The following is a 25,991-nucleotide window of genomic DNA, read 5'->3' as shown; positions in this document are numbered from 1 at the left end:
GATTTCAATCCTTGAATGCGTTGTACTCGCTCATTTCCATCAGGCGGTAGAAATCGGCCAGCGTTTTGCCGCGCTCGGCGCGAAACCGGCGGCCCGCTTCGCTTGCTTCGACAATACGGTCGGTGCGGAAGGTGCGGAACGCATTGCGCAACTCGCACCAGCCGATGACGGTCCACACCTTGCCCCAGAACCACAGGCCGAGCGGGCGAATGTCGCGTTCGCTCTCGCGCGCTTCGAGGTCGCGGTAGCGGATATTGAGCACACTGCTTTCATCCACGGCGCGCTCGACAGCATCGATGATGCGGCGCTCGTCAATGCTGATTCTGGCAGTAGGGGCGTGGATCTGCGTGCCGGTGATCCGCGCACGTTCTTCCTTGGGCAGAACGGCTTCGATCTTGACCAGCGCTTCCTCGGCGCCGCGCGCCATGGATACGCCACCCCAGGCGCGGATGAGGCGCGCTCCTGCCACCAGCGCGACGATTTCATCCCGCGTGAACATCAGGGGCGGCAGCTCGAAACCCTGCCGCAATATATAGCCGACACCGGCCTCGCCATCGATCGGAACGCCGGTTGATTGCAGGTCGGATATGTCGCGATAGATCGTTCGTTCGGAGACTTCCAGCCGTTCGGCAAGCTGGCGCGCGGTGACAAGCCTGCCACCGCGCAGGTGCTGAACGATCTGGAAAAGACGGTCTGCTCTGCGCATTCCGGGTTCACTCTCCGTTGCAATATTTTGTCTTGCGCTGTTCCAGATAGCGATCCGGCCAGCCCAAATCCTTGCGCAGATCTTTCGGTAAACCGTCCAGTGCCCGCTGGGTGCGGACAAAACGGCGGCGCTCATCATGCTTGCGCCGGTATTCCTTCAAGATTGCGATCAGCGGTGCGATTGCGAGTGCCATAGTTCATCTCCCTCATCCTTAGGGAAACACTATCGCACACCCCTCCTGACAGCTTTCTGTCAGGAGCAAAGCGATATTATTATGTCGCTAATATATGCCCACTGCAACAAGGGCGCGGGGTCTGCTTATGGTTTGAAGGGCGGTTCAGCCAGATAGCTGAGCGGCAGGCGACCGCCATCGGCATAGATCGTCTGGCCGGTGATGTAGCTTGCGTCCCGCGATGCGAGGAAGGAAGCGATGGATGCGATTTCCGCCGGATCGCCAATGCGGCCAAGTGGCGTTCGCGACAGGATCGTCTTTCGCGCCTCGGCGTCCGTATTCACCGCTGACAGCATATCGGTCTGGATCGAGCCGGGGCCGATGGCGTTGACGCGAATGCCCCATTTCGCCAGCGCCACGGCCATGGTGCGTGTCAGCTGGCTGAGCCCGCCCTTGGAGACGGAATAGGCAAGCTGGTCCGGCAGTCCGAAAATCGCGTTGATCGATGACATATTGATAATCGTGCCCGCTTCGCCGCCAGCTTCCACACGCGCGACCATGCGTTTGGCGACGGCTTGCCCGCATAGAAATGCGCCCTTCAGATTGACGCGCATGACGCGGTCGAAATCCTCTTCCTTGAGGTCGAGAAAATCCGCCTTATGGACGATACCAGCATTGTTGACGAGAATATCGATCTCGCCAAGATTGGTGACGGTATAGGTCATCAGATTATGGATATCGAGCTTGTCGCCGACATCCGCCGCCATGGCGCGCGCATCGCCGAATTGTTCGAGGTCTTTGACCGCCTGCAAGGTGGCCGTGTTGTCGATATCCGACAGAACGACGCTGGCGCCGTCCATGAGGAAGCGTTTTGCGATGGCATAGCCAATACCGCGGGCAGCGCCGGTGACGATGGCTACCTTGCCTTCAAGCTGCATGGTCTGTTCTCCGTTTCGCGCGGAGAGTGGACCGGCGAAAACCGCCGGTCAATAGTTTGGCTGATGCCGCTATAAAGCTCAGGCGAAGGCCATTCCGATATGGCGCTCCCGCAAAAGAGTGCTGATTTCATCGAGAACCGCCGGGTCTTCGATGGTGGCGGGCATTTTCCATGTCTCGCCATCGGCGATCTTCTGGATGGTTGAGCGCAGGATTTTGCCCGAGCGGGTCTTGGGCAGGCGCTTCACGGTCAGGGCCAGCCGGAAGGCGGCGACCGGGCCGATGGCGTCGCGAACCATGGCCACGCATTCCTTTTCGACCTCGTGCGGATCGCGGTCGATATTAGATTTCAGCACCAGAAAACCGCAAGGCGCTTGCCCCTTTACGGGATCGGAAATGCCCAGCACCGCGCATTCCGCCACATCGGGATGACCGGAAAGGACCTCTTCCATCGCGCCGGTGGACAGGCGATGGCCCGCGACATTGATGATGTCGTCGGTCCGGCTCATGATATAGAGATAGCCGTCGCTATCCATATATCCGGCATCGGCGGTTTTATAATAGCCGGGGAACTCCGCGAGATAGGCTTTCCTGAAGCGTTCATCGGCATTCCACAGCGTCGGCAGGCAGCCGGGCGGCAGTGGCAGCTTGATCAGGATATTGCCGAGCTGGCCGCGTTCGACCTCATGGCCTTCATCATCCAGCACGCGGATATCGTAGCCCGGAAGGCAGACCGCAGGCGATCCGTATTTCGTTTCCAGAAGGCCGAGACCAAGCGGATTGGCTACCATCGGCCAGCCGCTTTCGGTCTGCCACCAATGGTCAAGCACCGGGCGTCCGATCAGATTCTCCGCCCAGTGGATTGTGTCCGGATCGGCGCGTTCGCCTGCCAGAAACAGCGCACGGAATTTCGACAGGTCATAGTTGCGGACGAAATTCCCGTCGGCATCTTCCTTCTTGATGGCGCGCAGCGCCGTCGGCGCGGTGAACATCACCTCCACGCCATGTTCGGCGATGATGCGCCAATAGGTGCCCGCATCGGGCGTGCCAATGGGCTTGCCTTCGAACAGGATCGTCGTGGCCCCTGCGAGCAGCGGCGCATAGACGATATAGGAGTGGCCAACCACCCAACCGACATCCGAGGCCGCCCAGAAGACCTGTCCCGGCTCCACGCCGAAGACGTGTTTGAGCGACCAGGCCAGCGCCACCATGTGCCCGCCATTGTCGCGCACCACGCCCTTTGGCTCGCCGGTGGTGCCGGATGTATAGAGCACATAAAGCGGATCGGTCGCGGCGACTGGCGTGCAGGGCACGTGTCGGCCCCGCGCGGCGTCCACAGCAGCCGTGTAATCGATGTCGCACCCTTCAACCGGGGTATGGGCATGCTGCTCGCGCTGCAGAATGATGCAATGGCCGACCTTGTGGTGGGCGGATGCAATGGCTTTGTCGAGCATGTCCTGATAGGGCACCACGCGCGTCGGCTCGATGCCGCAGGAACCGGCAATGATCATCACCGGCTTGGCATCGTCGATGCGGGTTGCGAGTTCATTGGCGGCGAAACCGCCAAAGACGACGGAATGCACAGCGCCTATGCGCGCCGATGCAAGCATGGCAACTGCCGCTTCCGGCACCATCGGCATATAGATCAGAACGCGGTCGCCCTTCTTCACGCCATTGTCCAGCATGACGGCGGAGAGCGCCTCCACTTCCTCCAGCAATTCGCTATAGGTGAACTTGCGCACCTTGCCGGTGACGGGGCTTTCATAGATCAGCGCCAGTTGATTGCCGCGCCCATTGGCGACATGGCGGTCGAGCGCATTGTAACAGGTGTTGCATTCCGCACCGGTGAACCAGCGGCCATAGACGCCTTCGTCGCCTGCAAAAACCTGATCCCAGGGCTTGAACCAGTCGATCGCCTCTGCGGCTTCCGCCCAGAACCGTTCAGGATCGGCCTGCCATGCGGCATAGGTTTCGGCATATTTCGAATTCATGCTGTTTCCTCCCAGAAACACGCACCGCGCACCGCCCGCATGACGGACGTTCCAAGGTGCGATTTTTCATCTGATGTCAGCGCGAGCGCGGCCTCCTCAGACCGGCATCCTCCTGGATTTCTCCGTGCGCTTTCATCTCCTCCATCCTTAATTTACGCCGAGCCGTGAAGCTTCGTCCATGGGACTTAAGATGAAGATTGGAATAGAACAAGAAGACTTGCAGCTCGCAAGCGCCTGCGTCACAAGGAGGGGAGAGGTGTCGCCCGTGACCAAAGTTTTGCCTGTGTTGCTTGTCCTGCTGATGGGAATGCACATCATCAAACCGCTCGGCCTGCCGGGATTGAAGCGGCGCGGCGATTTCTGGAAAATTGCCGTCATCGCCATATTCGTCATGGCGCTGGCTGTCGGCTTTCATTTCCACGAATCATGAAAAAGCCCGGCCCAAACCGGGCTTATCCTTTCTATCGCTGCCCTGAAAAAAATCAGGCTGCCTGTTCTAGTTCTTTTTTCCAGCCGCCGGTTGCTGCAAGGCTGTTCATGCGGGCGCGGTGGGTGAAGGCGCGCTGACCGGCAGCGACGTTCTCCGGCTTGCCACCCCATGCTTCGAGGGCTGCCGCCTGCAACGCGCGTCCGTAAGAAAATGTCATTTTCCATGGCATGTCGTAAGCTTCATTCATGGCCGAGAGATGCGCTGTCGCCTCTTCGCCCGTCTGACCGCCGGACAGGAAGGCAATGCCCGGAACTGCGGCGGGAACGGTATTGAGGAAGCAACGCACGGTCTTTTCAGCCACTTCCTCGACCGACGCCTTGCGCGCATTCTTGCCATCGAGAACCATGTTCGGCTTCAGGATCATGCCTTCCAGCTTGACGCGGGCGTCATAAAGCTCGGCAAAAACCGTCTTTAGAACCAGCTCGGTCACTTCATAGCAGCGGTCGATGCTGTGATCGCCCGGCTTGCCATCCATCAGGACTTCCGGCTCGACAATTGGCACAATTCCAGCTTCCTGACAAAGTGCAGCATAGCGCGCCAGCGCCTGTGCATTCTGCCTGACCGCGCCCAATGTCGGCAAAGCGTCGGAAATTGATATGACGCCGCGCCATTTGGCAAAACGCGCCCCCAGGCCGTGATATTCGTTCAGGCGTTCGCGCAGGCCATCCAGACCTTCGGTGATAGTCTCCCCGGGGAAACCAGCCAGAGGCTTCGCGCCCGCATCGACCTTGATGCCCGGAATCGAGCCCGCATTGCGGATGATGTCGGTCAGCGGCGTGCCGTCTTTGGCTTTCTGGCGGATGGTCTCATCGTAGAGAATGACGCCGGAAATATAGTTCTTCATCGCATCGTCGGCGCGGAACAGCATCTCGCGGTAATCGCGGCGCGTCTCTTCCGTGGATGCCAGATTGATGGAATCAAAACGCTTCTTGATGGTTCCGGAGCTCTCGTCAGCAGCCAGAATGCCCTTTCCGGAAGCGACCAGGGCAATCGCAATATCTTCAAGACGTTCGGTCATTCGTAAGCTCCTCTTCAGAACCGGCCGACTGGAGTTCGCCTCGGTCGGCATCGGAAATTGATGACTTATCGCCGATGGCAGAAGTGTCCGGTAAAAAGATGGCATGCGCAACTGATTGAAACGATAGAAAATTTTTTAAACGATTTAGACTGGACATGTTTTCTTGTCGCCAGTCGAACGAGGCCGGTTCAAGGTTTTTACGGTGAGGGGTTTCATCTGGGCGACAAGACCCCATGTAACAATAATCTGCCGTTCTCATCGCCCAACGCCTCCGAGGAGAAGACATGCGCGCCGCTCATCTTAGCCTGTTATTTGCTCTCGCCGCATCGGTTACATCTATTCCGATGCAATCCGCCTGGTCCGCCAGCATCAATGCGGGCGACCGCGAAACCAAGGCCGAAGCGCCATTCACCGTCACAAGTGTTGCGGAGTTCAACACGCCGTGGGCAATTGCGTTCCTGCCCGATGGCCGTCTGGTCGTGACGGAAAAACCCGGAGAGATTTTCATTGTCACCGAGGTGGGCAAAAAGACGGAAGTGGCGGGCGTGCCCAAGGTTGCCTTTGGCGGGCAGAACGGTTTGCTCGACATAGAGCCCGCGCCGGATTTCGCGAAAAGCAAGGCGCTTTATTTCACCTATAACGAACCTGCGGACGGCGGCAGCAGCGTGGTGCTGGCGCGGGCCAGACTGGCAGAGAGCGGCGACAACGCCACGCTTGACGACCTGACCACGCTGTGGAAGCAGGATGTGGTCGCCAAGGGCGGTCAGCCGGGCGGAAAGATCGCCTTCGCACCGGACGGCAAGCATTTGTTTCTCACGGTCGGGGACCGTATGCAGCCTGCCACAGCGCAGGATGATAAGGCCCCGATGGGCAAGATTCTCCGCATGAATCTGGACGGGTCCGTGCCGCAAGATAATCCCAATGCGGGGGAGGGCGGCATTCGCGGCCTGACCTGGACGACCGGTCACCGCAATCCTTATGGGCTGGCCTTCGCGCCCGATGGCACGCTGTGGGAACACGAGATGGGGCCGCGCGGCGGCGACGAGTTCAATCTGATCAAACCCGGCCTCAATTATGGCTGGCCGGTGGTTTCCAATGGCGACAATTACAGCGGCAGGCCGATCCCGCGCCACAGCACGCGCCCGGAATTCGAAGCGCCGCGGGTCTACTGGAATCCGGTGATTTCGCCGGGCGGTCTGACCTTCTACAAGGGTAATTTGTTCAAGGCGTGGGACGGTTCCGCCCTGATCGCCGGTCTTTCTTCGATGGCGCTGGTGCGTGTCGCTTTCGACAGCAAGGGCCAGCCGGACGAAGCCGAGCGCTTCGATATGGGCAATCGCATCCGCGACGTGGCCGTTGGTCCAGACGGCGCGATCTGGCTGATCGAGGATGATGATCCCGGACGCCTATTAAAACTGAAGCCGAAATCTTGAACCGAAAAAGGCCCCGTTTCCGGAGCCTTTGATTTGTTCTTCCGCATTGTCCTGCGCATCGAAGCGGGATCAGAAATCAGTCCAGTGGACTGATTTCCCCGCGTAGGCGCTTCGCACTTTTGCTGGAAATGCTTTATTTCTTCAACACATCGACGCCCGGAAGCGGCTTGCCTTCCATCCATTCCAGGAAAGCGCCGCCTGCGGTCGAGATATAGGTGAAGTCGTCGGCCACACCGGCATGGTTCAGCGCCGCGACCGTATCACCGCCGCCGCCGACCGAAACGAGCTTGCCTGCCTTGGTGCGGGCGGCGACATGCTTCGCGGTCTTGACCGTCGCGGTGTCGAACGGGCGCAGTTCGAATGCGCCGAGCGGGCCGTTCCAGACCAGCGTTGCCGCATCGTCGATGGCCGAGGCGATCAGATCGGTGGACAACGCACCTGCGTCGAGGATCATGCCATCGCTTGGTACAGCGTCGACGCCATAGGTCTTGTTCGGTGTATCGGCGGCAAAGTGCCAGCCCACAACCGCATCGACCGGCAGGATGATGGCGCATTTGGTGGTTTCGGCCTTGGCCATGATTTCACGCGCCGTATGGGCGAGATCATGTTCGCAGAGCGACTTGCCGACATCATGGCCCTGTGCGGCGAGGAAGGTGTTGGCCATGCCGCCGCCGATTACCAGCGCATCGACTTTTTCGATGAGGTTCGAAAGAAGGTCGAGCTTGGTCGAAACCTTGGCGCCGCCGACAATTGCGACAACCGGACGGGCCGGATTGCCGAGGCCCTTTTCCAGCGCTTCCAACTCGGCTTGCATGGCGCGACCGGCAAAAGCAGGCAGGACATGGGCCAGACCTTCGGTCGAGGCATGGGCGCGGTGGGCAGCCGAAAACGCGTCATTGACGTAGAGATCGCCATTGGCGGCCAGCGCCTTGACGAATTCCGGATCGTTCTTTTCCTCGCCCTTGTGGAAACGGGTGTTTTCCAGAAGCAGAACGTCACCGTCCTTCAGCGCATCGACAGCGGCCTCGGCCTTGTCGCCGATGCTGTCTTCCGCGAAATGGACGCCCCGACCAGAAATATGGGGCCCGAGCACCTTGGCGAGCGGCTTCACGACATGCTTCAGCGAATTTTCGTCGGAGGCAACGCCTTTCGGGCGACCGAAATGGGCGAGCAGAATGACCTTTGCGCCCTTCTTCGACAATTCGGCAATCGTTGGAACGATGCGCTCGATGCGGGTGAGGTCGGTCACCTGTCCGTCGGTCATTGGCACGTTGAGGTCAACGCGGACCAGAACGCGTTTGGATTTGACGTCGGCGTCGTCGAGAGTGCGGAAACCCATAAGTTTTCTCCCTGGCTTGTTCCGGCGCGTGGTGAAGCCTTATCGCTCGGATAGTGTGGCTTAAACGGGCAGACGCTGGAACAGGGTTGGATAATCGGTAACAAGCCCGTCTTCATCGACGGGTAGATCGGCGGTGAAAGAGCGGTCCGCCGCCGCGTAACGATAGAGCCTGCCTTCTTCCAGACAGCGGTAACGCTGGCTGTCGCGGAGGGGCTGAAAACTGTCGAACGGCACATAAAGCATGTCGAGCTGAACGATGCCGCTTTCCGGTGTCAGGCCAAGCCTGCGTATTGGCAGCGTGTTGGTGAAGGGCGTTCCTGCCAGATCGATGTCGATGCAGCCGTCGAACTCCGGCAAAGGCTCGCCAGTCATCGACTGCCAATGGCCCTCGCCATCGGAGGAGAATTCCAGCTTCTGGCCGGATGTGGTCTCGATAAGGAAATGAAGAACGCGCCAGGTGCTGTCGCAGTCGATGCTGTAGCGGACACCGTAAGCATCGCCGCCGCGATTGCCGATCACCACGCTTTCGGCATGAATATTGCGGCCCGCGGGCGCAAGATTCAAATGTTCGAGCCCTTCTCCTTCCAGCGGACGCCAGCGGGCGACAGTGGGGAGAAGGGCGCGAAACATAGTCAGGCCACGGGGCTTAGATCAGCTTGCCGAGAGCGACGGCGGTGTCGCCCATACGGTTGGAGAAGCCCCATTCATTGTCGTACCACGACAGGATACGAACCATGGTGCCGTCCATGACCTTGGTCTGATCCATGTGGAAGACCGAGGAATGCGGATCGTGGTTGAAGTCGTGCGAGACAAGCGGCTCGTCCGTGTAGCCGAGGATGCCCTTGAGGCGGCCATTGGCGGCTGCGCGGATCGCGTCGTTGATTTCCTGCACGGTGGTCGAACGCTTGGCAATGAAGGTCAGGTCAACGACCGAGACATTCGGGGTCGGGACGCGGATAGCGACGCCGTCCAGCTTGCCCTTCAGTTCCGGCAGCACGAGACCAACAGCCTTTGCGGCACCCGTCGAGGTCGGGATCATGGAGAGCGCTGCCGCGCGGGCGCGGTAGAGATCCTTGTGCATGGTGTCCAGCGTCGGCTGGTCGCCCGTATAGGAGTGGATCGTGGTCATGAAGCCCTTTTCGATGCCGATGGCATCGTTGAGGACCTGTGCCACCGGCGCAAGGCAGTTGGTGGTGCACGACGCGTTGGAGATGACCTGATGCTCTTTGGTGAGCTTGTCGTGATTGACGCCATAAACGACCGTCAGGTCAGCGCCGTCGGCAGGAGCCGAAACGATGACGCGCTTGGCGCCAGCTTCCAGATGCATTGCCGCCTTGTCACGCGCGGTGAAAATGCCGGTGCATTCCAGCGCGATGTCGACGCCTTCTTCCTTCCACGGCAGTTCGGTCGGGTTGCGAACGGCGTGCACCTTGATCGGACCATAGCCGACGTCGATGCTGTCGCCAGCGACCTTCACTTCCTTGGGGAAACGGCCGTGGACGCTGTCATAGCGCAGAAGATGCGCATTGGTTTCCACCGGGCCGAGATCGTTGATCGCGACGACCTGAATGTCGGTGCGGCCCGATTCCACGATGGCGCGGAGAACATTGCGGCCAATGCGGCCAAAACCGTTGATTGCGACGCGAACTGCCATTTTCTGTAAATCTCCCGATAGGATACTGCACTTGCAGTGCTTCATAATTCAGACGGTGCCGGGCACTCGGATAAATCCCGCGCGGCACTGACCGGAAACTTAAACGCCGGCGTTTTTGAGACGCCGGCGTTCAAAAAATCATGCTGCGGCGTTGAGCTTCTTTTCCGCGGCTGCAACGGCGTGTTCTGCCGTGATGCCGAAGTGCTTGTAGAGATCGTTGATCTCACCCGAAGCGCCGAAGCCCTTCATGCCGATGAATATGCCGTCTTCGCCGATGAAGCGCTCCCAGCCGAGCGAGATTGCCGCTTCGATGGCAAGCTTGACCGGCGCATTGCCGATGGTTGCCTGCTTGTAGGCGTCGCTCTGGCCTTCGAAAAGTTCGAAGCACGGCACCGAGACCACGCGTGTGGCAATACCCTTGCCTTCGAGAAGGTCGCGGGCCTTGAGCGCGATTTCCACTTCCGAGCCCGTGGCGAAGATCGTCACCTTGGCGTCGTCGCTGGCGGTCGCCAGTTCGTAAGCGCCGTAAGCGGAGAGGTTTTCTTCGCGATGCTCGGTGCGCACGACCGGCAGGTTCTGACGGGTCAGGGCCAGCGTCGACGGTGTTTTGGTCGACTGCAGGGCGATCTGCCAGCATTCCGCCGTTTCCACAGCGTCTGCCGGACGGAAGACATTGTGGTTCGGAATGGCGCGCAGTGCTGCCAGATGTTCGACCGGCTGGTGGGTCGGGCCGTCTTCGCCCAGACCGATGGAATCATGCGTCATGACATAGATGACGCGGATGCCCATCAGCGACGACAGACGCATGGCCGGACGCGCATAATCCGAGAAGGTCAGGAAGGTGCCGGAATAAGGGATCAGGCCGCCATGCAGCGTGATACCGTTCATGGCTGCCGACATGCCGAGTTCGCGGATGCCGTAATGGACATAACGGCCGCCGTAGTTTTCCGGCGTCACTGCCTTGGTCTGGCTGGTCTTGGTGTTGTTCGAACCGGTGAGATCGGCAGAGCCGCCGATGGTTTCCGGTACGACGCCGTTGATGACTTCCAGCGCCATTTCCGAAGACTTGCGGGTGGCGACCTTCGGCTTTTCAGCAGAAAGCTTCTTCTTGTATTCGACGATGGCCGCATCGAAACCGGCAGGCAGATCGCCACGCATGCGGCGTTCGAATTCTGCGCGGGTTTCCGCGTCGGCAGCGGCGAAGCGCTTTTCCCATTCCTGGCGCTTCTTGGCGGCGTTGAGGCCAGCCACGCGCCATGCGTCCAGAACTTCAGCCGGAACGACGAAAGGTTCTGCCGACCAGCCGAGCGCCTTGCGGGTGGCTGCGATTTCTTCCGCGCCGAGCGGCGAGCCATGCACCTTGTTGGTGCCGGCCTTGTTCGGTGCGCCAAAACCAATGGTCGTCTTGCAGGCGATCAGGGTCGGCTTGTCGGAAACCTTGGCCAGTTCGATTGCCTTGGCGATGGCTTCCTGATCGTGGCCGTCAACAGCCAAGGTGTTCCAGCCGGAAGCAGCGAAACGGGCTGGCTGGTTGGTGTTGTCGGCCATCGAGATCGGGCCGTCGATGGAAATGTTGTTGTCGTCCCAGAAGGCGATCAGCTTGTTGAGCTTCAGGTGACCGGCCAGCGAGATGGCTTCCTGGCTGATGCCTTCCATGAGGCAGCCGTCGCCGACAAGCACATAGGTGTAGTGGTTGACGAGGCTGTCGCCGAACTGTGCGTTCAGGATGCGTTCGGAGAGCGCCATGCCAACGGCATTGGCAATGCCCTGGCCGAGCGGGCCGGTCGTCGTTTCGATGCCGGCAGCATGGCCGTATTCCGGGTGACCGGCGGTACGCGAGCCGAGCTGGCGGAAATTCTTGATTTCATCGATGGTGATGTCTTCGTAGCCCGAAAGATAGAGCAGCGAATAAAGCAGCATCGAGCCGTGACCGGCTGACAGCACGAAACGGTCGCGATCCGGCCAATGCGGGTTCTGCGGGTCGTGCGAAAGGAAACGGGTATAAAGCGTCGTCGCTATGTCAGCTGCGCCCATCGGCAGGCCGGGGTGGCCGGAATTGGCTTTCTCAACCGCGTCCATCGAGAGGAAGCGAATTGCGTTGGCCAACTGATTTTGTTTGTCGGAATTGCTCATGGTCTCAGCCGTCTTTCCATGGGAGGGTTTAACGGGGTTGCGGCGATGCCTTTTGGCTGAGCACGAATGGCGCCGAAAACCGTCCTCCGTTTTTCGGGTCCGTACTCCAGAAGGCACCGGGACACATAGCACCTGCGCATGAGGAGTCAATAAATGCGTGGCTTTTGGGCAATAAACTGTCTGCGACTAATCGATTGAGTTCTGTGGAAAGCAGCCCGACAATCGCTCAAAAGCCATTTTTGCACCGATTAACGGTGCATGAAAGCTCATATGGACACCTCATTTGTTGCTTATCCGGCGGTCGATTATTACAATCTTTTCAAAGAGGCCTGTCCGGCAGACGCGATTCGATGCCGTTGAATGGCATCAGAAAGGACATGGATGGCACCCGAAGCGACCCTCAGGCAAGTTTTGGAACGGCTGGAAAAAGCACTCAACACGCTCGAAGGCGCGGTTGATCTGCGGCTGGACAAGGAAGGCGATTTCGCCGAAGCCGAGGAAGAGGTGCAGCGCATGAATGCTGACCGCAGCCGTCTCGCTCAGGAACTCGACCAGTCCGAAGCCCGTGCAGAGCGGCTTGAAGCTGCCAACCGCGAAGTGTCGCGGCGCCTTGTCACGGCGATGGAAACCATTCGCGCCGTTCTGGATCGATAGGAGGCTATCATAGCGACCGTTACCGTAACCATCGATGGCAAGGCTTATCGCATGGCGTGCGATGAGGGGCAGGAAGAGCACCTCAGCGGACTTGCCGACCGTTTCGATCAATATGTCACGCATCTCAAATCGTCGTTCGGAGAGATCGGCGATTTGCGCCTGACCGTCATGGCCGGGATCATGGTGATGGACGAGATGGCCGAGATGCAGAAGCGCATCAATGGTCTGGAAAGCGAAGTCGAGACGCTGCGCCGCGCGCGTGATGAAGCGCTCGGGCGCGCCGACAGCAACGATGCGGCGCTAACCGGCATACTGTCGGATGTCGCGTCGCGTCTGGAACAGGTGGCGTCCCGCATTGCGCCACGCGCCAGTTCATAAGCTAAGCGCTTTCTGAATTTTCTGAAAAGATTTCGCGGTGAAAGCCTCGCAGCCTCTGGCGCAGCCCGTTGCGAGCGACTATATTCATCAGCGGCGTACTGCGCTTCCCGACAGGTGTAACAGCATCCCCGGGGCCTTATTGATCTCTAAGGGAACTGTCCCTGTGAAGGCTTGCGGGCTTTCGCATATGGTGCCCACCTACTTTGTAGGTTCCCGGGATCAATCACTACCATCGGTTGTCGTGGTCGCCGCTTTCCTTTCATCGTGCAATGCTTATGAAAATCCAGTCGTCAAGACTTGATCTGTGCTACGCATTGCCCGTAAACATGCGATAAACCTTAATTATTCGCATGTTCTGATGGAATCTCCCCAAGCTGCACCGCCCCAAAAGCCGCGCCCATTTGAAAGACTGTCGGTCGCCGTGCCGGTGGCTTTCGCCTATGGCCTGATTTTATACATGCTGATCTGGTCCGGTGTGGCTGACGATGAGATGCCGTTCTTTGCCGGGCTGATGCTGCTGCCGATGGCGGTGGCGAGCCTCGCATCCAGTCTGGCCGACCCGCGTGCCGAAAAAGACCTGTGGCGGCATGTCCGCATGGGCTGGGCCATCATAGGCGGGCTGGTCGTTGTCAGCATGGTGCTGTTCCACGAAGCGGGCATCTGCGTGGTGATGGCTGCGCCCTTCTTCGTGGTGTTCTCGACACTCGGCTCGACATTGACGCTGTGGATCATCCGCAAGCTCCGCTCGCGCCGTTCGACAATGCTGGTGGTCGCCCTGCCGCTGGCCGTCTTTCCGGCAGAGCTTCAGTTTTCCTATGTCCCGCATGACGGGTCGGTGACGACGGTGATCGATATTGCCGCACCGCCGGAAGAGGTGTGGAAGCAGACCGTCGAAATCCGCAATGTGCGTGCCGATGAACTGTCCTGGACATTCAGCCATGGTATTGTGGGCGTGCCGCAGCCGGTCGATGCGCGCATCGAAGGGGAAGGCGTGGGCGCCGTGCGTCAGTTGCAATGGACGCGCGGGGTGACTTTTCAGGAGATCGTGACGCAGTGGGAGGAAAACCGCCTGCTGGCCTGGGATTTCCGCTTCGGGCCGGGCTCCATTCCCGCTGCCGTCGAAGCCCATATCAAGGTGAACAGCAGCTATCTTCAACTGGCCAATGGCGACTACCGGCTGGAGCCTCTGCCCGATGGCCGCACCCGCCTGACGCTGACCACGCATTATCGCATCGCGACGCCGATCGACTTCTATTGCGACCTGTGGGGCAAGGTGTTTCTCAACGATTTTCATGGCGTCGTGCTGAAGGTGATCCGTGACCGGTCGGAGCGGATTGCCGACGCTGTCTGATCCATCACTTGACGGATCGTCTCATTGCGGTTCCACTGTTACAGTCGGATTATGCAAATGGAGAGGTTTTGGGGGATGGCAGCAGCGGCTCCGGATGGCAGTCAGGAAAAACAGGCGCTCAGGCGTGCCGTGCTTGCCCGCCGCGATGCGCTGGACCCCCGTTACCAGTATGAAGCCTCGCTCGCGGCTGCGAAACACGGCGAAGAGGCGCTGGTCATTCCCAAGGGAACGCTCGTGGCGGGCTATTGGCCGATCCGCTCTGAAATTGATCCGCGTCCGCTTCTGTCCGTCCTGCGCGGCAAGGGCGCAAGGCTCTGCCTGCCGGTGGTGCTGGACAAGGAAACCATTGCCTTCCGTGAATTTCTGCCCGATGCGCAGCTTGTTCAGACAGGGTTCGGCACGATGGGTCCCGATGCACGGGCGCCGCTGGTGGACCCGACCATCATGCTGATGCCACTTGCCGGTTTCGACCCGCGTGGGCATCGTCTGGGCTATGGTGCGGGTCATTATGATCGCGCGCTGGCACGGTTTGCCCAACGCGGTTTGCAGCCCTTGCTGATCGGCATGGCCTATGACTGTCAGCAAGTGGAGCATGTGCCCGACGAGCCGCACGATATCGCGCTCAACCAGATACTGACGGAGAGCGGCTTGCGTTCGCTGGGCGCAGGCTTATAAGGCTCATCTCATGAGATTGCTTTTTCTTGGTGACATGGTGGGCCGGTCGGGGCGCACGGCAGTTTATGAAAAGCTGCCGGGGCTGATTTCCGATCTGAAGCTGGACTTTGTGATCGTCAACGGCGAGAACGCCGCGGGCGGTTTTGGCATTACCGAAGAGATTTTTCATGAAACGATCCGCGCTGGCGCGGATGTCGTGACCACCGGCAATCACGTCTGGGATCAGCGCGAGGCGCTCGATTTCTCCAAGCGCGAGGACCGCTTCCTACGCCCGGCCAATTTTCCGAAGGGAACGGCAGGCAAGGGCGAGGGACTTTACATCGCCAGGAACGGCGCGCGCGTGCTCGTGTCCAATGTCATGGGGCGCGTCTTCATGCATCCCGATCTGGATGATCCGTTTATCGCGGCGGAGAAGATCCTTGAAGCCTGTCCGCTGGGCGAGCAGGCCGATGCCGTGTTCTTCGATTTCCATGCGGAAGCAACCAGCGAAAAGCAGTGCTTCGGCCATTTCGTCGATGGCCGTGCGAGTGCTGTCGTCGGCACGCACACGCATGTGCCGACCGCCGATTGCCAGATCCTGCGCAATGGCACGGCCTATATGTCGGATGCGGGCATGTGCGGCGATTACGATTCGTCGCTTGGTATGGACAAGGAAGAGCCGCTCAACCGCTTTCTGTCCAAGGTGCCGAAGGGGCGTTTTGAAGCAGCCAATGGTCCGGCGACCATTTGCGGTGTCGGTATTGAAATCTCCGACCGCACCGGCCTTGCCGAAAAGGCAGCACCTTTGCGCATCGGCGCGCGTCTGGAAGAAACTATCCCGGAATTCTGGCGCTAGCCTACAATCGCAAAAGAATCGCGCATCTTGCCGGAGGCCGTTCTGACCGGGCGGTGGCCGATCCATTGCACATGACGGGCGAGAATGGCGGCGGCGTGGTCGATGTCGTTCTTGCGCAGGGCATCGAGAATCGCCCGGTGATCGTGATCGGTGCGTGCTTCCCACTCCGACCGCCAGGTCGCAAACAGAAACCGCGCGCTGGCCGCATGCAGATCGTCAATGGCGGCGAGCAGGCGCGGCATCCGGCATGGTTCCAGAATGAGCCGGTGAAAGCGCCGGTTGGCGTCTTCCCAGCTTCGCACGTCCCGTGATTTGTCGCCGTCGAGCGTGGCGCGTTCGGCAGCATCAAGCGTGGCGCGGGTGATGTGCGCCGCCGCATGCCGTAAAGCCAGCACTTCGAGCGCGGCGCGCATTTCCGCCACTTCGCGAATCTCGCCAATGTCGAAGGAGGCGACGCGCACACCCCGGCGCGGCTCCGAAACGGCCAGTCCCTGCGCTTCCAGCCGCCGAAACGCCTCACGCACCGGCACATGGCTGGTCTGGAACTCTTCGGCGATGTGATCCTGCCGCAATTTGGTGCCCGGCTCGATTTCCCCTTCGATGATACGGTCAGCCAGAACCCGGCTGATACGGGCAGCGATGGTCTCGTTCGGGGCCTTCGGGGATGGGGCTTGCGGGCGTTGATTCATGATTTTATCGATAAGCTGCTTTGTCGCCCGGGTCGAGCCTTATTGAATTTTTTGACAGGTGAGGGCCTCGATCCGCGCTTTTGCTGGACGAATGAGGCTCAATTCCTTATAACGCCGCCATTCTGCACGGAAAGCATTGTGGCCGGACTTGCGGCCCCGCTTGTGTGATACTCTCTGCGTGAGATTGTCTGTTCATGCGTAACGCTTTTCCGTGCGCGACGATTAGAACAGAACAGGGGTGCCATGGCTGGCCATTCACAGTTTAAGAACATCATGCACCGCAAGGGCCGTCAGGACGCCGTGCGGTCGAAAATGTTTTCCAAGCTCGGACGCGAGATTACCGTCGCCGCCAAGCAGGGTCTGCCTGACCCGACGATGAATCCGCGCCTGCGTCTGGCGATTCAGAACGCCAAAGCGCAGTCGATGCCGAAAGATAACATTGAGCGCGCCATCAAGAAGGCCGCCGGCAATGACGGCGAAAACTATGATGAAGTGCGCTATGAGGGCCGCGGCCCCGGTGGCGTTTCGGTTATCGTTGAAGCGCTGACCGACAATCGCAACCGCACCGCGTCCAACGTCCGCGCAGCCTTCACCAAGTCTGGTGGCGCGCTGGGCGAAACCGGTTCGGTTTCCTTCATGTTCGATCGCGTTGGCGAAATCGTCTACAAGTCCTCTGTCGGCGATGCCGACAAGGTCATGGAAGCGGCTATCGAAGCTGGCGCCGAGGATGTGCAATCCGGCGAAGAAGAACACGTCATCATCTGCGCATTCGAAGATATCGGCGAAGTGTCGAAGGCGCTTGAAGCAGCTCTTGGCGAAGCCGAATCGATCAAGACGATCTGGAAGCCGCAGACCAATACCGAGCTGGACGAAGAAAAGGCCCGCTCCGTTCTCAAGCTTCTCAACACGCTGGAAGACGATGACGACGTGCAGAACGTCTACACCAACTTCGAAGTCAGCGACGAAGTGATGGAAAAGCTCAGCGCCTGATTATAGCCGCTCATGCACTATCGAAGCTCCCGGTCAAAACACAAGTTTGTCCGGGAGTTTTTTATTGCCTGCTTCTGGCAAAGTGCAGGCAATAAAAAACCCCGCCGAAGCGGGGTTTTCCGAATAAGTAACCTGGTATTAGATGCCGAGGTTGCCGAAACGGTTCTTGAACTTCGTAACGCGACCACCGCGATCGAGCAGGGTCTGCGAACCGCCAGTCCAGGCCGGATGGGTGGTCGGGTCGATATCGAGGTTCATCGTATCGCCTTCTTTGCCCCAGGTCGAACGGGTCTGGTATTCGGTGCCATCGGTCATCACGACCTTGATGGTGTGGTAGTCGGGATGGATATTGGCTTTCATCTTCTCAATCCTGATAGTCTGGCCTGAAAGTCTGGAAGAAAAGCGCAGCCTGAATGTCAAAACTGCGGCACTTTCGCCCAATGGCATTTACGAAGACCCATCACCCGCAGGTGACGGCTTCCAAAAGGGTTGCCGAGCCTATACATCAGGCGCACGGCAATAACAAGGGCACAATCTCAAGAATGGCCGATCATAATAATCCAACTGGTGTGAATCTGGAATCGAATGCAGACGAGGCGCGCAAGCGCCGCTCCCTCAAGCCTCTGCGGCGCATGGTTCCGTTCGTCGCCCGCTATAAGCTGCTGGTTATCGGCGCTCTCTTTTCGCTGGTTCTGGCCGCCGTCACGACGCTCGCAGTGCCCGTCGCACTGCGCCGCATGATCGATCACGGCTTCACCGGCGCCAACGCCATTTTCGTTAACAATTATTTCGGGATGCTGGTGCTGCTGGCGCTGGTTCTGGCGGTTGCGTCGGGGCTGCGTTACTTCTTCGTGATCTCTCTGGGTGAACGGGTCGTGGCCGATTTGCGCAATGCGGTCTTCGCGCATGTGACGGCGCTTTCGCCGGAATTCTTCGACCGGTCGCAGTCTGGCGAAATCGTGTCGCGGCTTTCCGCCGATACGACACAGATCAAATCGGTGGTGGGTGCCACCGCGTCGGTCGCGCTGCGCAATGTCATTTTGGGTGTCGGCGCACTGGCCATGATGGTTGTCACAAGCCCGAAACTCTCCGTGCTGGTGATTGCAGCCATTCCGGTGATCGTCGTACCGCTGATCGCTTTCGGGCGTTCCGTGCGCCGCCGCTCGCGTTTGACGCAGGATATGCTCGCCAATGCCAATGCCTATGCCAGCGAGCAGATTGGCGCGATGCGCACCTTGCAGGCCTTCACCAATGAAAACATGGTGGTCGGGCGGTTTGCCCATGCCGTGGAAAACGCCTACCAGGCGGCGCGCTCGTCCATCAAGGCGCGGGCGGTGCTGACGGCCTTCGCCATCTTTCTGATTTTTTCCAGCGTGGTTGCGGTGCTGTGGTTCGGCTCGCGCGATGTTTTGTCCGGCACCATGTCGCCGGGCACGCTCGGTCAGTTCGTGCTCTATGCCGTTTTCGCGGCCAGCGCCTTCGGTGCTTTGTCGGAAGTCGGCGGTGAACTTGCGCAGGCGGCCGGTGCAACAGAGCGTCTGGCTGAAATTCTGGATGAAGACCCGGACATTTCAGCGCCTCGCAATCCGATTGCCTTGCCGGAGCCGGCGCGTGGTGAGATCGTCTTCGATGACGTTTATTTCTCCTATCCGACGCGCCCTGATGCGCCATCGCTCAACGGCGTGAGCTTTGCGGTCAAACCCGGCGAAACGGTTGCCATTGTCGGCCCGTCCGGTGCGGGGAAGAGCACGGTGTTTTCGCTGGTGATGCGCTATTACGATCCGCAGTCCGGCAAGGTGCTGATGGATGGCGTTGCCTTGCCGGAGGCCGATCCAGCAGCCGTGCGCGGGCGCGTGGCCATGGTCCCGCAGGATGTGGCGATCTTTGCGACCTCTATCCGGGACAATATCGGCTTCGGCAGGCCGGGTGCGAGCGATGCGGAAATCGAAGCTGCGGCCAGGGCTGCACTGGCGCATGATTTCATCATGGCGCTCGCCCATGGCTACGACACGGAAGTCGGTGAGCGCGGCGTAACATTGTCTGGCGGACAGCGCCAGCGCATTGCCATTGCTCGCGCCATCCTGCGCGCCGCGCCTGTCCTGTTGCTGGACGAAGCCACCTCGGCGCTCGATGCAGAAAGTGAAATGCTGGTGCAGAAGGCGCTGGATGGTCTCATGCAAGGCCGCACGACGCTGGTGGTCGCCCATCGTCTCGCAACGGTGCTGAAGGCGGATCGCATTCTTGTGCTCGACAAGGGCCGGATCGTCGAGGAAGGCACCCATCAAAGCCTTGTGGAACGCGGCGGCATCTATGCGCGTCTCGCCAAGCTACAATTCGAAGCCGGGGCAGGGGTGTACTAAGCGGGGCTCGAAAGAAAGGGGCGCTTTATCCATACGCATTTCCGAACGCATCGAAGCAGGAACAGAAATCAGTCCGGGGGACTGATTTCCCTGCGTAGGCCCTTGGCACTTTTGCTGGAAATGCTTTTACGCCCCTTTTGTTTACCTCTCGGTCAGTTTCAACTCGATGCGGCGGTTTCGGGCGCGGGCATCGGGTGAATCCGAGGCTTCCAGCGGCTGATACTCACCGAAGCCTGCCGCCACGAGGCGGTTGGCCGGAACGCCGTTGGCGATCAGGAATTTCACGACCGCCGTCGCGCGCGCCGAAGACAGTTCCCAATTGTCGCGGAAACGTCCCGTACCGGCGAGCGGCACATTGTCGGTGTGGCCATCCACGCGCAGCACCCAATTGATATCGTCCGGGATTTCCTTGTTCAGCTCGATGACGGCGTCGGCGAGCTTCTTCATCTCCACTTCGCCAGCCGGGTTGATATCCGACGATCCGGTCGGGAACAGCACTTCCGACTGGAAGACGAAACGGTCGCCGACAATGCGGATATTGTCCTTGTCGGAGAGAATTTCACGCAAGCGCCCGAAGAAGTCGGAGCGATAGCGGTTCAGTTCCTGCACGCGCTGGGCCAGCGCCACATTGAGGCGCTTGCCAAGGTCGGCAATCTTGGCGTTCGATTCGCGGTCGCGGCTTTCCGATGCGTTGAGTGCGTCTTCAAGCGCTGCAATCTGGCGGCGCAAGGCGGAAATCTGCTGGTTCAGCAGTTCCACCTGACTGAGCGCGCGGGCGCTGACCTGTTTTTCCGCATCGAGACTTTCAGACAGTTCACCGGCGCGTTTTTCGGCGGCGGCACCCGCGCCGCTGCCCTCGTTCAGCAGTGTTTGCAGGCGCGAACGCTCGCTTTCGGCAGAGGAGAGCGAGGCTTGCAGATTGGCGATAGTGTCCTGCATATCCTGCGAATTGCTCTTCTCCAGCGACAGAAGCTGGGTCAGTTCCTGAATCTGGCTGTTGAGGCGGGCCAGCACGCTGTCCTTATTATTGACCTCGCGGCTGAGCAGAAACTGCGCCAGCACGAAGACGGTCAGCAGAAACATAATGGCGAGCAGCAGCGTCGTCAGCGCATCGACGAAGCCCGGCCAGTAATCGACATGCCTTTGCTGGCGGCGGTTGCGGGCAAGAGCCATGAGCCTTACTCCGCCTTATCGCTTTGATGTGTATCGTTGCGATCAGACTTGCGTTCGTGCGACGTCGCGCCAATGGCCTTGGACAGCCGGTCGAGCGTCTGGCGGATAGCCTTTTGCTCGTCCGCCTGCTTTTCCACCCAGTCACGCATGATCTGCTGTTCGCTACGCATGCTTTTCACCAGACCCTGAATGCCCTCGGCCAGATTGGCGAGCGCAGCCGTCGTGCGCTGGGTGGAATCGCCGCCCTGCGTCTTCAGCCGCTCGGCCAATGCATGCAGTTCGCCTGCCTGACCATTTTCGGCGTTGAGGTCGGAACCAAGATCGGTCACGGAGGAAAGCCAGTTTTCGAGCTCGGTATAGAAACGGTTCTGGGCGCGGCCCGCCTGCAGATCTAGGAAGCCCAGAATGAGCGAACCCGACAGACCGAACAGCGACGACGAGAAAGCGGTGCCCATGCCGGACAGCGGCGCCTGCAAACCGGCCTTCAGCGCATCCAGCACATCGCCGGTACTGCCAGAGCTTGGGTCCAGCGTCTGGATGGTGCGCCCGATGGAGCCAACGGTTTCGAGAAGGCCCCAGAACGTGCCGAGCAGGCCGAGGAAAACCAGAAGCCCGATGAGATAACGCGAGATGTCGCGGCTTTCATCAAGGCGTGTCGCGATGGAATCGAGGATCGAGCGCATCGACGTGGTCGTCAGCGCCATCGATTGCCGACGTCCGATCAGCGCACGCATCGGCGCAAGCAGGACCGGCGGGCGGGTGGTGCCGTCGCGGTCGCCATCGCGGAAGGAATTGACCCAACGAATTTCGGGCAAAAGGCGCAGCACCTGTCCGAAAGCCAGCAATATGCCGACCAGCAGAACGCCGAGAATGAGGCCGTTTAGGCCGGGATTGGTAACGAAGAAAGTATGGATCTGCCGCATCAGCACCGCTGCCAGAAAGGCAACGATGATGAGGAAGATCACCATGGATAATATAACGATACGCGGGCTGCTCAGGCGATAGGGGTCATAATCGCGTCCCTCATCCAGACGTGTTCTCGGTTCCCTAAAGTCACTCATGCGTTCCGCTCCATCGTCGGCTGTTTGAGGGGGAGCCTACTTCATAAATTGGGGAAGCGGAATCGCCTGAGCAGGAAAAAATGAGCTGTAAAAAACTTCAGCGCGCCGGTGGCGCGCTGAATAAGGTTTCATCAGATGGAGTTTGGTCTGGATCAGATCGGCTTCTTGATCGTCTTGAGAAGTGCTGCTTGAACGGCTTCGTTCCCAGCAACAATGTTCTTCTTTTCGAACATGTTCTGTCCGCCGTCCTTATCGGAGACGAAACCGCCAGCTTCGCGGATCATCAGCATGCCTGCGCCGATATCCCATGGATTGACGCCTTCTTCCCAGAAACCATCGAGGCGACCGGCGGCGACATAAGCAAGGTCGAGTGCGGCAGCGCCCAGGCGGCGGACACCGGCTGTTTCGGCCATGACATTGCGCAGTTCGACCAGATAATGGCCATGATGGCCGCGGCCAAGATGCGGGATGCCGGTGCCGATCACCGTATCGACCAGCTTGGTGCGGGCTGCAACGCGCAGACGACGATCATTAAGGAAAGCGCCACCACCGCGTTCGGCAGTGTAAAGCTCGTCCATGGCCGGATTATAGATGACGCCAGCCACGATCTGTCCCTGACGCTCAAGAGCGATGGAGACTGCGAAAACCGGGATACCGTGCAGGAAATTCGTTGTGCCGTCGAGCGGATCGATCAGCCAGCGATGCTGTCCGTCCTTGGCTTCCACCTCGCCGGATTCTTCCATCAGGAAGCCGAAATCCGGGCGGGCGCGGCTCAATTCCGTATAGATGATCTGTTCCGCCTTGCGGTCCGCCTGGCTGACATAGTCGCCGGGGCCCTTGAGGGATACCTGAAGATTCTGGACTTCGCCGAAGTCGCGGGCAAGGTTACGGCCAGCTTTCATAGCGGCCTGTACCATAACGTTAAGAAGGGCTGAGCGGGCCATTTCTTTATCCTTTTTGGCACGATCCCACGGCCATCGAAAAGGCGTGGATATGGGCGTGGATCGTGCAGTTAAACAGATCCTTGAAAATCCGGGCGCATACACGCACACAGGCTTTCGAGGAATTGAGCAATCTGAGAAAGAACAGTCGCGGTTCAATCGCGACAAGCTGCGATGCCCGTTGGGGCATCGCAAAAGACGGGCGCTGGATTAAGCGCGGCTGACGTAGGTCAGTTCATTGGTGTCGACGATCACGCGCTCACCGGAAGCGATGAAGGGCGGAACGAGGATACGGATGCCGTTTTCAAGCACGGCAGGCTTGTAGGACGAGGCTGCGGTCTGGCCCTTGACGACCGGATCGGCTTCGGTGATTGCCAGCGTGACCTGATCCGGCAGACGAATGCCGATCGGCTTTTCTTCGTAGAGTTCGACGGTGACCATCATGCCGTCCTGAAGGAAGGCAGCGCGGTCGCCCACGAAATCCTTCTGGAGTTCGAGCTGTTCGTAGGATTCCGTATCCATGAAAATCAGCGCTTCGCCCTGTTCATAGAGGAACGAAAAGTCCTTCTGCTCGAGGCGCACGCGCTCGACGGTTTCAGCGGCACGGAAACGCTCGTTGAGCTTGGTGCCGGTGATGAGGTTCTTCAGTTCGACCTGATTGTAGGCGCCGCCCTTGCCGGGCTTGACGGCGTTGGTCTTGACGGCAACCCAGAGCCCGCCGTCATGTTCGATGACGTTGCCGGGACGGATTTCGTTACCATTGATCTTCATGAGCTTGATCCGGAATGAATTGAAACCAATTGCGGTCCGGCGCACGACGACAGAAAAGGCAACCGCCCGGCTTTTTTACGGGGATTGCGTAAGCGTCTTATACTCGAACCACGATAATCGGCGTCTCCAAGACCACAAAATGGCGCTTTGTGCAAGCCTGAGCGCGAAAAGAGAATCTTTTGGAGACGTAGAATCGTCAGAATTGCTAGCGAACTCTGAGATCGTTAGCCGTCTCGATGGCCTGTTTGATCTGATCATCGGCCAATCCGTCCATCAGATCGTTGAGGTCGGGCGAGCGAAAACCGGCGCGCTGCGCAATGATATACCATGCCGCTGCCTTCACGGAATCGCCATCGGTGCCGATCCCGTCGCGATAAAGCCGGGCAAGCCAGACTTGCGCCATCACCATGCCGCGCCCGGCGGCAATCTGAATCCAGCGGAAGCCCTGTTCATAGTCCTTGTCGCCGCCACGGCCCTCCACCAGCCAGCGCCCAAGATCGAACTGGGCCGTGTCATAACCTTTGCGCGCCGCGCGGATCAGATATGTGCGGGCCTTGTTGTCGTCACGGGCGATCTTTTCGGTGCCATTGGCATAGATCTGGCTCATCGCATATTCGCCGTCGGCAAGCTTTGCCTCCGCCGCTTTCTCGAACCATGGGAAAGCAAGATCGAGGCCGGGTTTGCCTGGATGTTTCACCATCAGCATCTGGCCCCAGTTGAACTGGGCCATGGCATTGCCGCCTTCGGCTGCCTTCTGCATCAGGGCTTCGGCCTTGGCCTGATCCTTCTTGACATAAGTGCCCTGTAGCAGCAGCGCCGCATAGCGGAACTGCGCCTCGGTGATGCCCTTTTCGGCGGCTTTGCCATACCATTCGGCTGCGAGCTTCTGGTCGGCAGGGATGCCCATGCCGCGCGCATACATTTCGGCAATCAGCGTCTGCGAAGCCGGATCGCCTTTTTCGGCCTGCGGTTTCGCCAGATTGAAGGCGGTCAGATAAAGCCCGCGCTGGAAAGCGCCGAAGGCCTCGTCGGCAGGCTTGTCGCCGAAGCGGCTGAGATCGATGGCGGGCATCGGGTCCGTCGTCGCGGGCTGTGGCAGCATCACCGGCTGCTTCGCGGGCTTGTCGCTTTTCTTGTCCTTGTGAGTACCCTTGGCACTATCGCTCTGGCTTTTCGCAGGCTCGCCTGCAGCGGCAGCCGGCAGGGCAGGCAGCGCGAATGTCAAAGCGGCAGCGAGAAGAAGTTTGCTCTTCGTGGGCATCAACAAGACCTTGGGAATGGAATGCGTTGGCTTAGTTTTCAAAACGCGGCGCGTGTTCATCGAGAAGGCGGTTTGCTTCCGCAACCGCTTTCGCCGGATCTTCCGCCTCGAACACGGCGCGACCGAGCGCCACGAAATCCGCGCCAGTCTCGGCTGCCGGGATGATGCTTTCAAGCGTGTTGCCAGCCTGCGCAATGGAGGGGATTTCGACCATTTGCGCCCACCATTCGGCTAGCGCAAGATTACGCGGATGTGCGTCCGGCTTGTTGTCCGCGCCGATCTTGCCGAAGAAAATATAGTCCGGCTGCAATTCGCCGATTTCCATCGCGCCATGACGGTCGCGCAGATTGCCGGTGCCCACGATCATTTTCGGCGTGTGCTTTTCGATGGCGTCTGCAAGCTCAGCCGCTTTGCCTTCAATATGCACGCCATCGGCGCCGACACGGCCAGCAATGCGCGTATCGTTCAAGATGAGGGCGGCTGCACCCTTTTCCTGGATGATCGGCACTGCCTTTGCGGCGACGGCCTGAAAGGTTGCTTCATCCAGATCGCCGGTGTCGAGAATCACACTTGCGACATCGCCGCCGGAAAGCGCTTCCGTCAAAAGTCTGGCCAAAACCGCGCTATCGGCAGTCGGCGGGGCGACCAGCACGATGCGGCAGCGTTCGGGTTCTGTCTTGGGAGCGGACTTGTTCATGGGGCGAAGCCTAACGAGAAAAACATGATGGAATTCGGGCAAGAGTGAAGTTCTGTTTATCCGAAACGGATGCAGCGCTCTATCTATTTGTTTTGGCGCAAATAGGCGCCTGGCTAATTGTCCTGATGCGTGTATGCGATCCAACGGGCCAAGAGCAAGCGCTGCGCGCGCGTCGTGGCAGCCCTGCCGGAGAAATCCGATAGCCGCTTAGCATTATGTTATCCACTGGAACGAAAGTTGATCGGAACCAACCCCGTTCTGCCGGGATTAATGGGTATATAAG

The 25,991-nt window shown here is 59.3% G+C and carries 27 protein-coding genes and 1 other RNA gene; 10 read left to right on the top strand and 18 right to left on the bottom strand.

All coding sequences use genetic code 11. From position 1 onward, the window contains the following. Positions 1 to 4 precede the first annotated feature (4 nt). From D8666_RS15095 to D8666_RS15080, 4 genes are all read right to left on the bottom strand, one after another. A complete protein-coding gene (locus tag D8666_RS15095; RefSeq protein WP_078339507.1) occupies positions 5 to 706 on the bottom strand; it encodes a helix-turn-helix transcriptional regulator in 702 nt (233 codons plus the stop codon). Positions 707 to 713: 7 nt separating this feature from the next. Next, complete coding sequence (locus D8666_RS15090) at positions 714 to 899, bottom strand: hypothetical protein (RefSeq protein ID WP_109369772.1); 186 nt, start codon at positions 897 to 899, stop codon at positions 714 to 716. A 125-nt stretch (positions 900 to 1,024) separates the two neighbouring features. Beyond that, the gene (locus D8666_RS15085) at positions 1,025 to 1,816 is read right to left on the bottom strand and encodes an SDR family NAD(P)-dependent oxidoreductase (RefSeq protein ID WP_121538583.1); all 792 of its coding nucleotides are present in this window, start codon (positions 1,814 to 1,816) and stop codon (positions 1,025 to 1,027) included. Between the two features lie 78 nt (positions 1,817 to 1,894). Then, the gene (locus tag D8666_RS15080) at positions 1,895 to 3,805 is read right to left on the bottom strand and encodes a propionyl-CoA synthetase (protein WP_121538581.1); all 1,911 of its coding nucleotides are present in this window, start codon (positions 3,803 to 3,805) and stop codon (positions 1,895 to 1,897) included. Positions 3,806 to 4,070: 265 nt separating this feature from the next. Here D8666_RS15080 and D8666_RS24250 point away from each other — a divergent pair, with 265 nt between their 5' ends. Beyond that, complete coding sequence (locus D8666_RS24250) at positions 4,071 to 4,235, top strand: hypothetical protein (protein ID WP_167836096.1); 165 nt, start codon at positions 4,071 to 4,073, stop codon at positions 4,233 to 4,235. Positions 4,236 to 4,287: 52 nt separating this feature from the next. Here the strand turns inward: D8666_RS24250 and D8666_RS15075 are convergent, their stop codons facing one another. Further along, on the bottom strand, positions 4,288 to 5,313 hold the full coding sequence (locus D8666_RS15075) for a class I fructose-bisphosphate aldolase (RefSeq protein ID WP_121538579.1): 1,026 nt from the start codon (positions 5,311 to 5,313) through the stop codon (positions 4,288 to 4,290). Continuing rightward, the gene (locus D8666_RS24010) at positions 5,297 to 5,572 is read right to left on the bottom strand and encodes a hypothetical protein (RefSeq protein ID WP_147438006.1); all 276 of its coding nucleotides are present in this window, start codon (positions 5,570 to 5,572) and stop codon (positions 5,297 to 5,299) included. Before D8666_RS24010 ends, D8666_RS15075 begins: the two co-directional genes overlap by 17 nt. Before the next feature lie 25 nt (positions 5,573 to 5,597). On the opposite strand from D8666_RS24010, the gene D8666_RS15070 reads away from it, so the two are divergent. Next, on the top strand, positions 5,598 to 6,746 hold the full coding sequence (locus D8666_RS15070; protein ID WP_121538577.1) for a PQQ-dependent sugar dehydrogenase: 1,149 nt from the start codon (positions 5,598 to 5,600) through the stop codon (positions 6,744 to 6,746). A 133-nt stretch (positions 6,747 to 6,879) separates the two neighbouring features. Here D8666_RS15070 and D8666_RS15065 read toward each other — a convergent pair whose 3' ends face one another. From D8666_RS15065 to tkt, 4 genes are all read right to left on the bottom strand, one after another. Continuing rightward, entirely contained in the window at positions 6,880 to 8,085 is a 1,206-nt protein-coding gene (locus D8666_RS15065; protein WP_121538575.1) for a phosphoglycerate kinase, read from the bottom strand. A 60-nt stretch (positions 8,086 to 8,145) separates the two neighbouring features. Then, complete coding sequence (locus D8666_RS15060; RefSeq protein ID WP_121538573.1) at positions 8,146 to 8,715, bottom strand: putative glycolipid-binding domain-containing protein; 570 nt, start codon at positions 8,713 to 8,715, stop codon at positions 8,146 to 8,148. A gap of 16 nt (positions 8,716 to 8,731) precedes the next feature. After that, positions 8,732 to 9,739, bottom strand: coding sequence for a type I glyceraldehyde-3-phosphate dehydrogenase (gene gap, locus D8666_RS15055; RefSeq protein ID WP_109369765.1), 1,008 nt, complete (start codon positions 9,737 to 9,739; stop codon positions 8,732 to 8,734). A 138-nt stretch (positions 9,740 to 9,877) separates the two neighbouring features. Continuing rightward, the gene (gene tkt, locus D8666_RS15050; protein WP_109369764.1) at positions 9,878 to 11,872 is read right to left on the bottom strand and encodes a transketolase; all 1,995 of its coding nucleotides are present in this window, start codon (positions 11,870 to 11,872) and stop codon (positions 9,878 to 9,880) included. Positions 11,873 to 12,253: 381 nt separating this feature from the next. Here tkt and D8666_RS15045 point away from each other — a divergent pair, with 381 nt between their 5' ends. From D8666_RS15045 to D8666_RS15020, 6 genes are all read left to right on the top strand, one after another. Then, entirely contained in the window at positions 12,254 to 12,526 is a 273-nt protein-coding gene (locus D8666_RS15045; protein WP_109369763.1) for a DUF4164 domain-containing protein, read from the top strand. Positions 12,527 to 12,535: 9 nt separating this feature from the next. Further along, a complete protein-coding gene (locus D8666_RS15040; RefSeq protein ID WP_109369762.1) occupies positions 12,536 to 12,904 on the top strand; it encodes a cell division protein ZapA in 369 nt (122 codons plus the stop codon). Positions 12,905 to 12,996: 92 nt separating this feature from the next. Further along, a non-coding RNA gene (ssrS, locus tag D8666_RS15035) (6S RNA) lies at positions 12,997 to 13,155 on the top strand. A gap of 107 nt (positions 13,156 to 13,262) precedes the next feature. Next, a complete protein-coding gene (locus D8666_RS15030) occupies positions 13,263 to 14,255 on the top strand; it encodes an SRPBCC family protein (RefSeq protein ID WP_121538713.1) in 993 nt (330 codons plus the stop codon). 75 nt (positions 14,256 to 14,330) lie between these two features. Continuing rightward, positions 14,331 to 14,930 carry a 5-formyltetrahydrofolate cyclo-ligase gene (locus tag D8666_RS15025; RefSeq protein WP_121538571.1) on the top strand — a complete coding sequence of 200 codons (600 nt, stop codon included), beginning with the start codon at positions 14,331 to 14,333 and terminating at the stop codon, positions 14,928 to 14,930. A 10-nt stretch (positions 14,931 to 14,940) separates the two neighbouring features. Then, positions 14,941 to 15,765, top strand: a complete 825-nt coding sequence (locus D8666_RS15020; protein WP_109369759.1) for a TIGR00282 family metallophosphoesterase — start codon at positions 14,941 to 14,943, stop codon at positions 15,763 to 15,765. On the opposite strand, the gene D8666_RS15015 is transcribed toward D8666_RS15020, so the two are convergent. After that, positions 15,762 to 16,454: a GntR family transcriptional regulator gene (locus D8666_RS15015; protein ID WP_109369758.1), complete on the bottom strand. Its 693-nt coding sequence runs from the start codon at positions 16,452 to 16,454 to the stop codon at positions 15,762 to 15,764. The genes D8666_RS15020 and D8666_RS15015 overlap by 4 nt on opposite strands. 243 nt (positions 16,455 to 16,697) lie before the next feature. Between D8666_RS15015 and D8666_RS15010 the strand changes: the two genes are divergently transcribed. Further along, on the top strand, positions 16,698 to 17,444 hold the full coding sequence (locus D8666_RS15010) for a YebC/PmpR family DNA-binding transcriptional regulator (RefSeq protein WP_078339492.1): 747 nt from the start codon (positions 16,698 to 16,700) through the stop codon (positions 17,442 to 17,444). Positions 17,445 to 17,582: 138 nt separating this feature from the next. Here D8666_RS15010 and rpmE read toward each other — a convergent pair whose 3' ends face one another. Next, a complete protein-coding gene (gene rpmE, locus D8666_RS15005) occupies positions 17,583 to 17,804 on the bottom strand; it encodes a 50S ribosomal protein L31 (protein ID WP_078339491.1) in 222 nt (73 codons plus the stop codon). A gap of 80 nt (positions 17,805 to 17,884) precedes the next feature. Here rpmE and D8666_RS15000 point away from each other — a divergent pair, with 80 nt between their 5' ends. Beyond that, positions 17,885 to 19,804: an ABC transporter transmembrane domain-containing protein gene (locus D8666_RS15000; protein WP_121538569.1), complete on the top strand. Its 1,920-nt coding sequence runs from the start codon at positions 17,885 to 17,887 to the stop codon at positions 19,802 to 19,804. Between the two features lie 141 nt (positions 19,805 to 19,945). Here D8666_RS15000 and D8666_RS14995 read toward each other — a convergent pair whose 3' ends face one another. From D8666_RS14995 to D8666_RS14970, 6 genes are all read right to left on the bottom strand, one after another. Beyond that, positions 19,946 to 20,977, bottom strand: coding sequence for a peptidoglycan -binding protein (locus D8666_RS14995; protein WP_109369756.1), 1,032 nt, complete (start codon positions 20,975 to 20,977; stop codon positions 19,946 to 19,948). Between the two features lie 5 nt (positions 20,978 to 20,982). Then, complete coding sequence (locus tag D8666_RS14990) at positions 20,983 to 22,038, bottom strand: MotA/TolQ/ExbB proton channel family protein (RefSeq protein ID WP_109369755.1); 1,056 nt, start codon at positions 22,036 to 22,038, stop codon at positions 20,983 to 20,985. Positions 22,039 to 22,190: 152 nt separating this feature from the next. Beyond that, a complete protein-coding gene (locus D8666_RS14985) occupies positions 22,191 to 22,982 on the bottom strand; it encodes an inositol monophosphatase family protein (protein WP_109369754.1) in 792 nt (263 codons plus the stop codon). 207 nt (positions 22,983 to 23,189) lie between these two features. Then, a complete protein-coding gene (efp, locus tag D8666_RS14980; protein WP_109369753.1) occupies positions 23,190 to 23,750 on the bottom strand; it encodes an elongation factor P in 561 nt (186 codons plus the stop codon). A 205-nt stretch (positions 23,751 to 23,955) separates the two neighbouring features. Next, a complete protein-coding gene (locus tag D8666_RS14975; RefSeq protein ID WP_109370312.1) occupies positions 23,956 to 25,011 on the bottom strand; it encodes a tetratricopeptide repeat protein in 1,056 nt (351 codons plus the stop codon). A gap of 31 nt (positions 25,012 to 25,042) precedes the next feature. Further along, entirely contained in the window at positions 25,043 to 25,708 is a 666-nt protein-coding gene (locus D8666_RS14970) for a thiamine phosphate synthase (RefSeq protein WP_109369752.1), read from the bottom strand. Positions 25,709 to 25,991: the final 283 nt, after the last annotated feature.

The organism is Ochrobactrum soli (assembly GCF_003664555.1).
In the GTDB taxonomy this organism is placed as follows: domain Bacteria; phylum Pseudomonadota; class Alphaproteobacteria; order Rhizobiales; family Rhizobiaceae; genus Brucella; species Brucella teleogrylli.
This window is presented reverse-complemented; position numbering and strand designations above follow the sequence as displayed.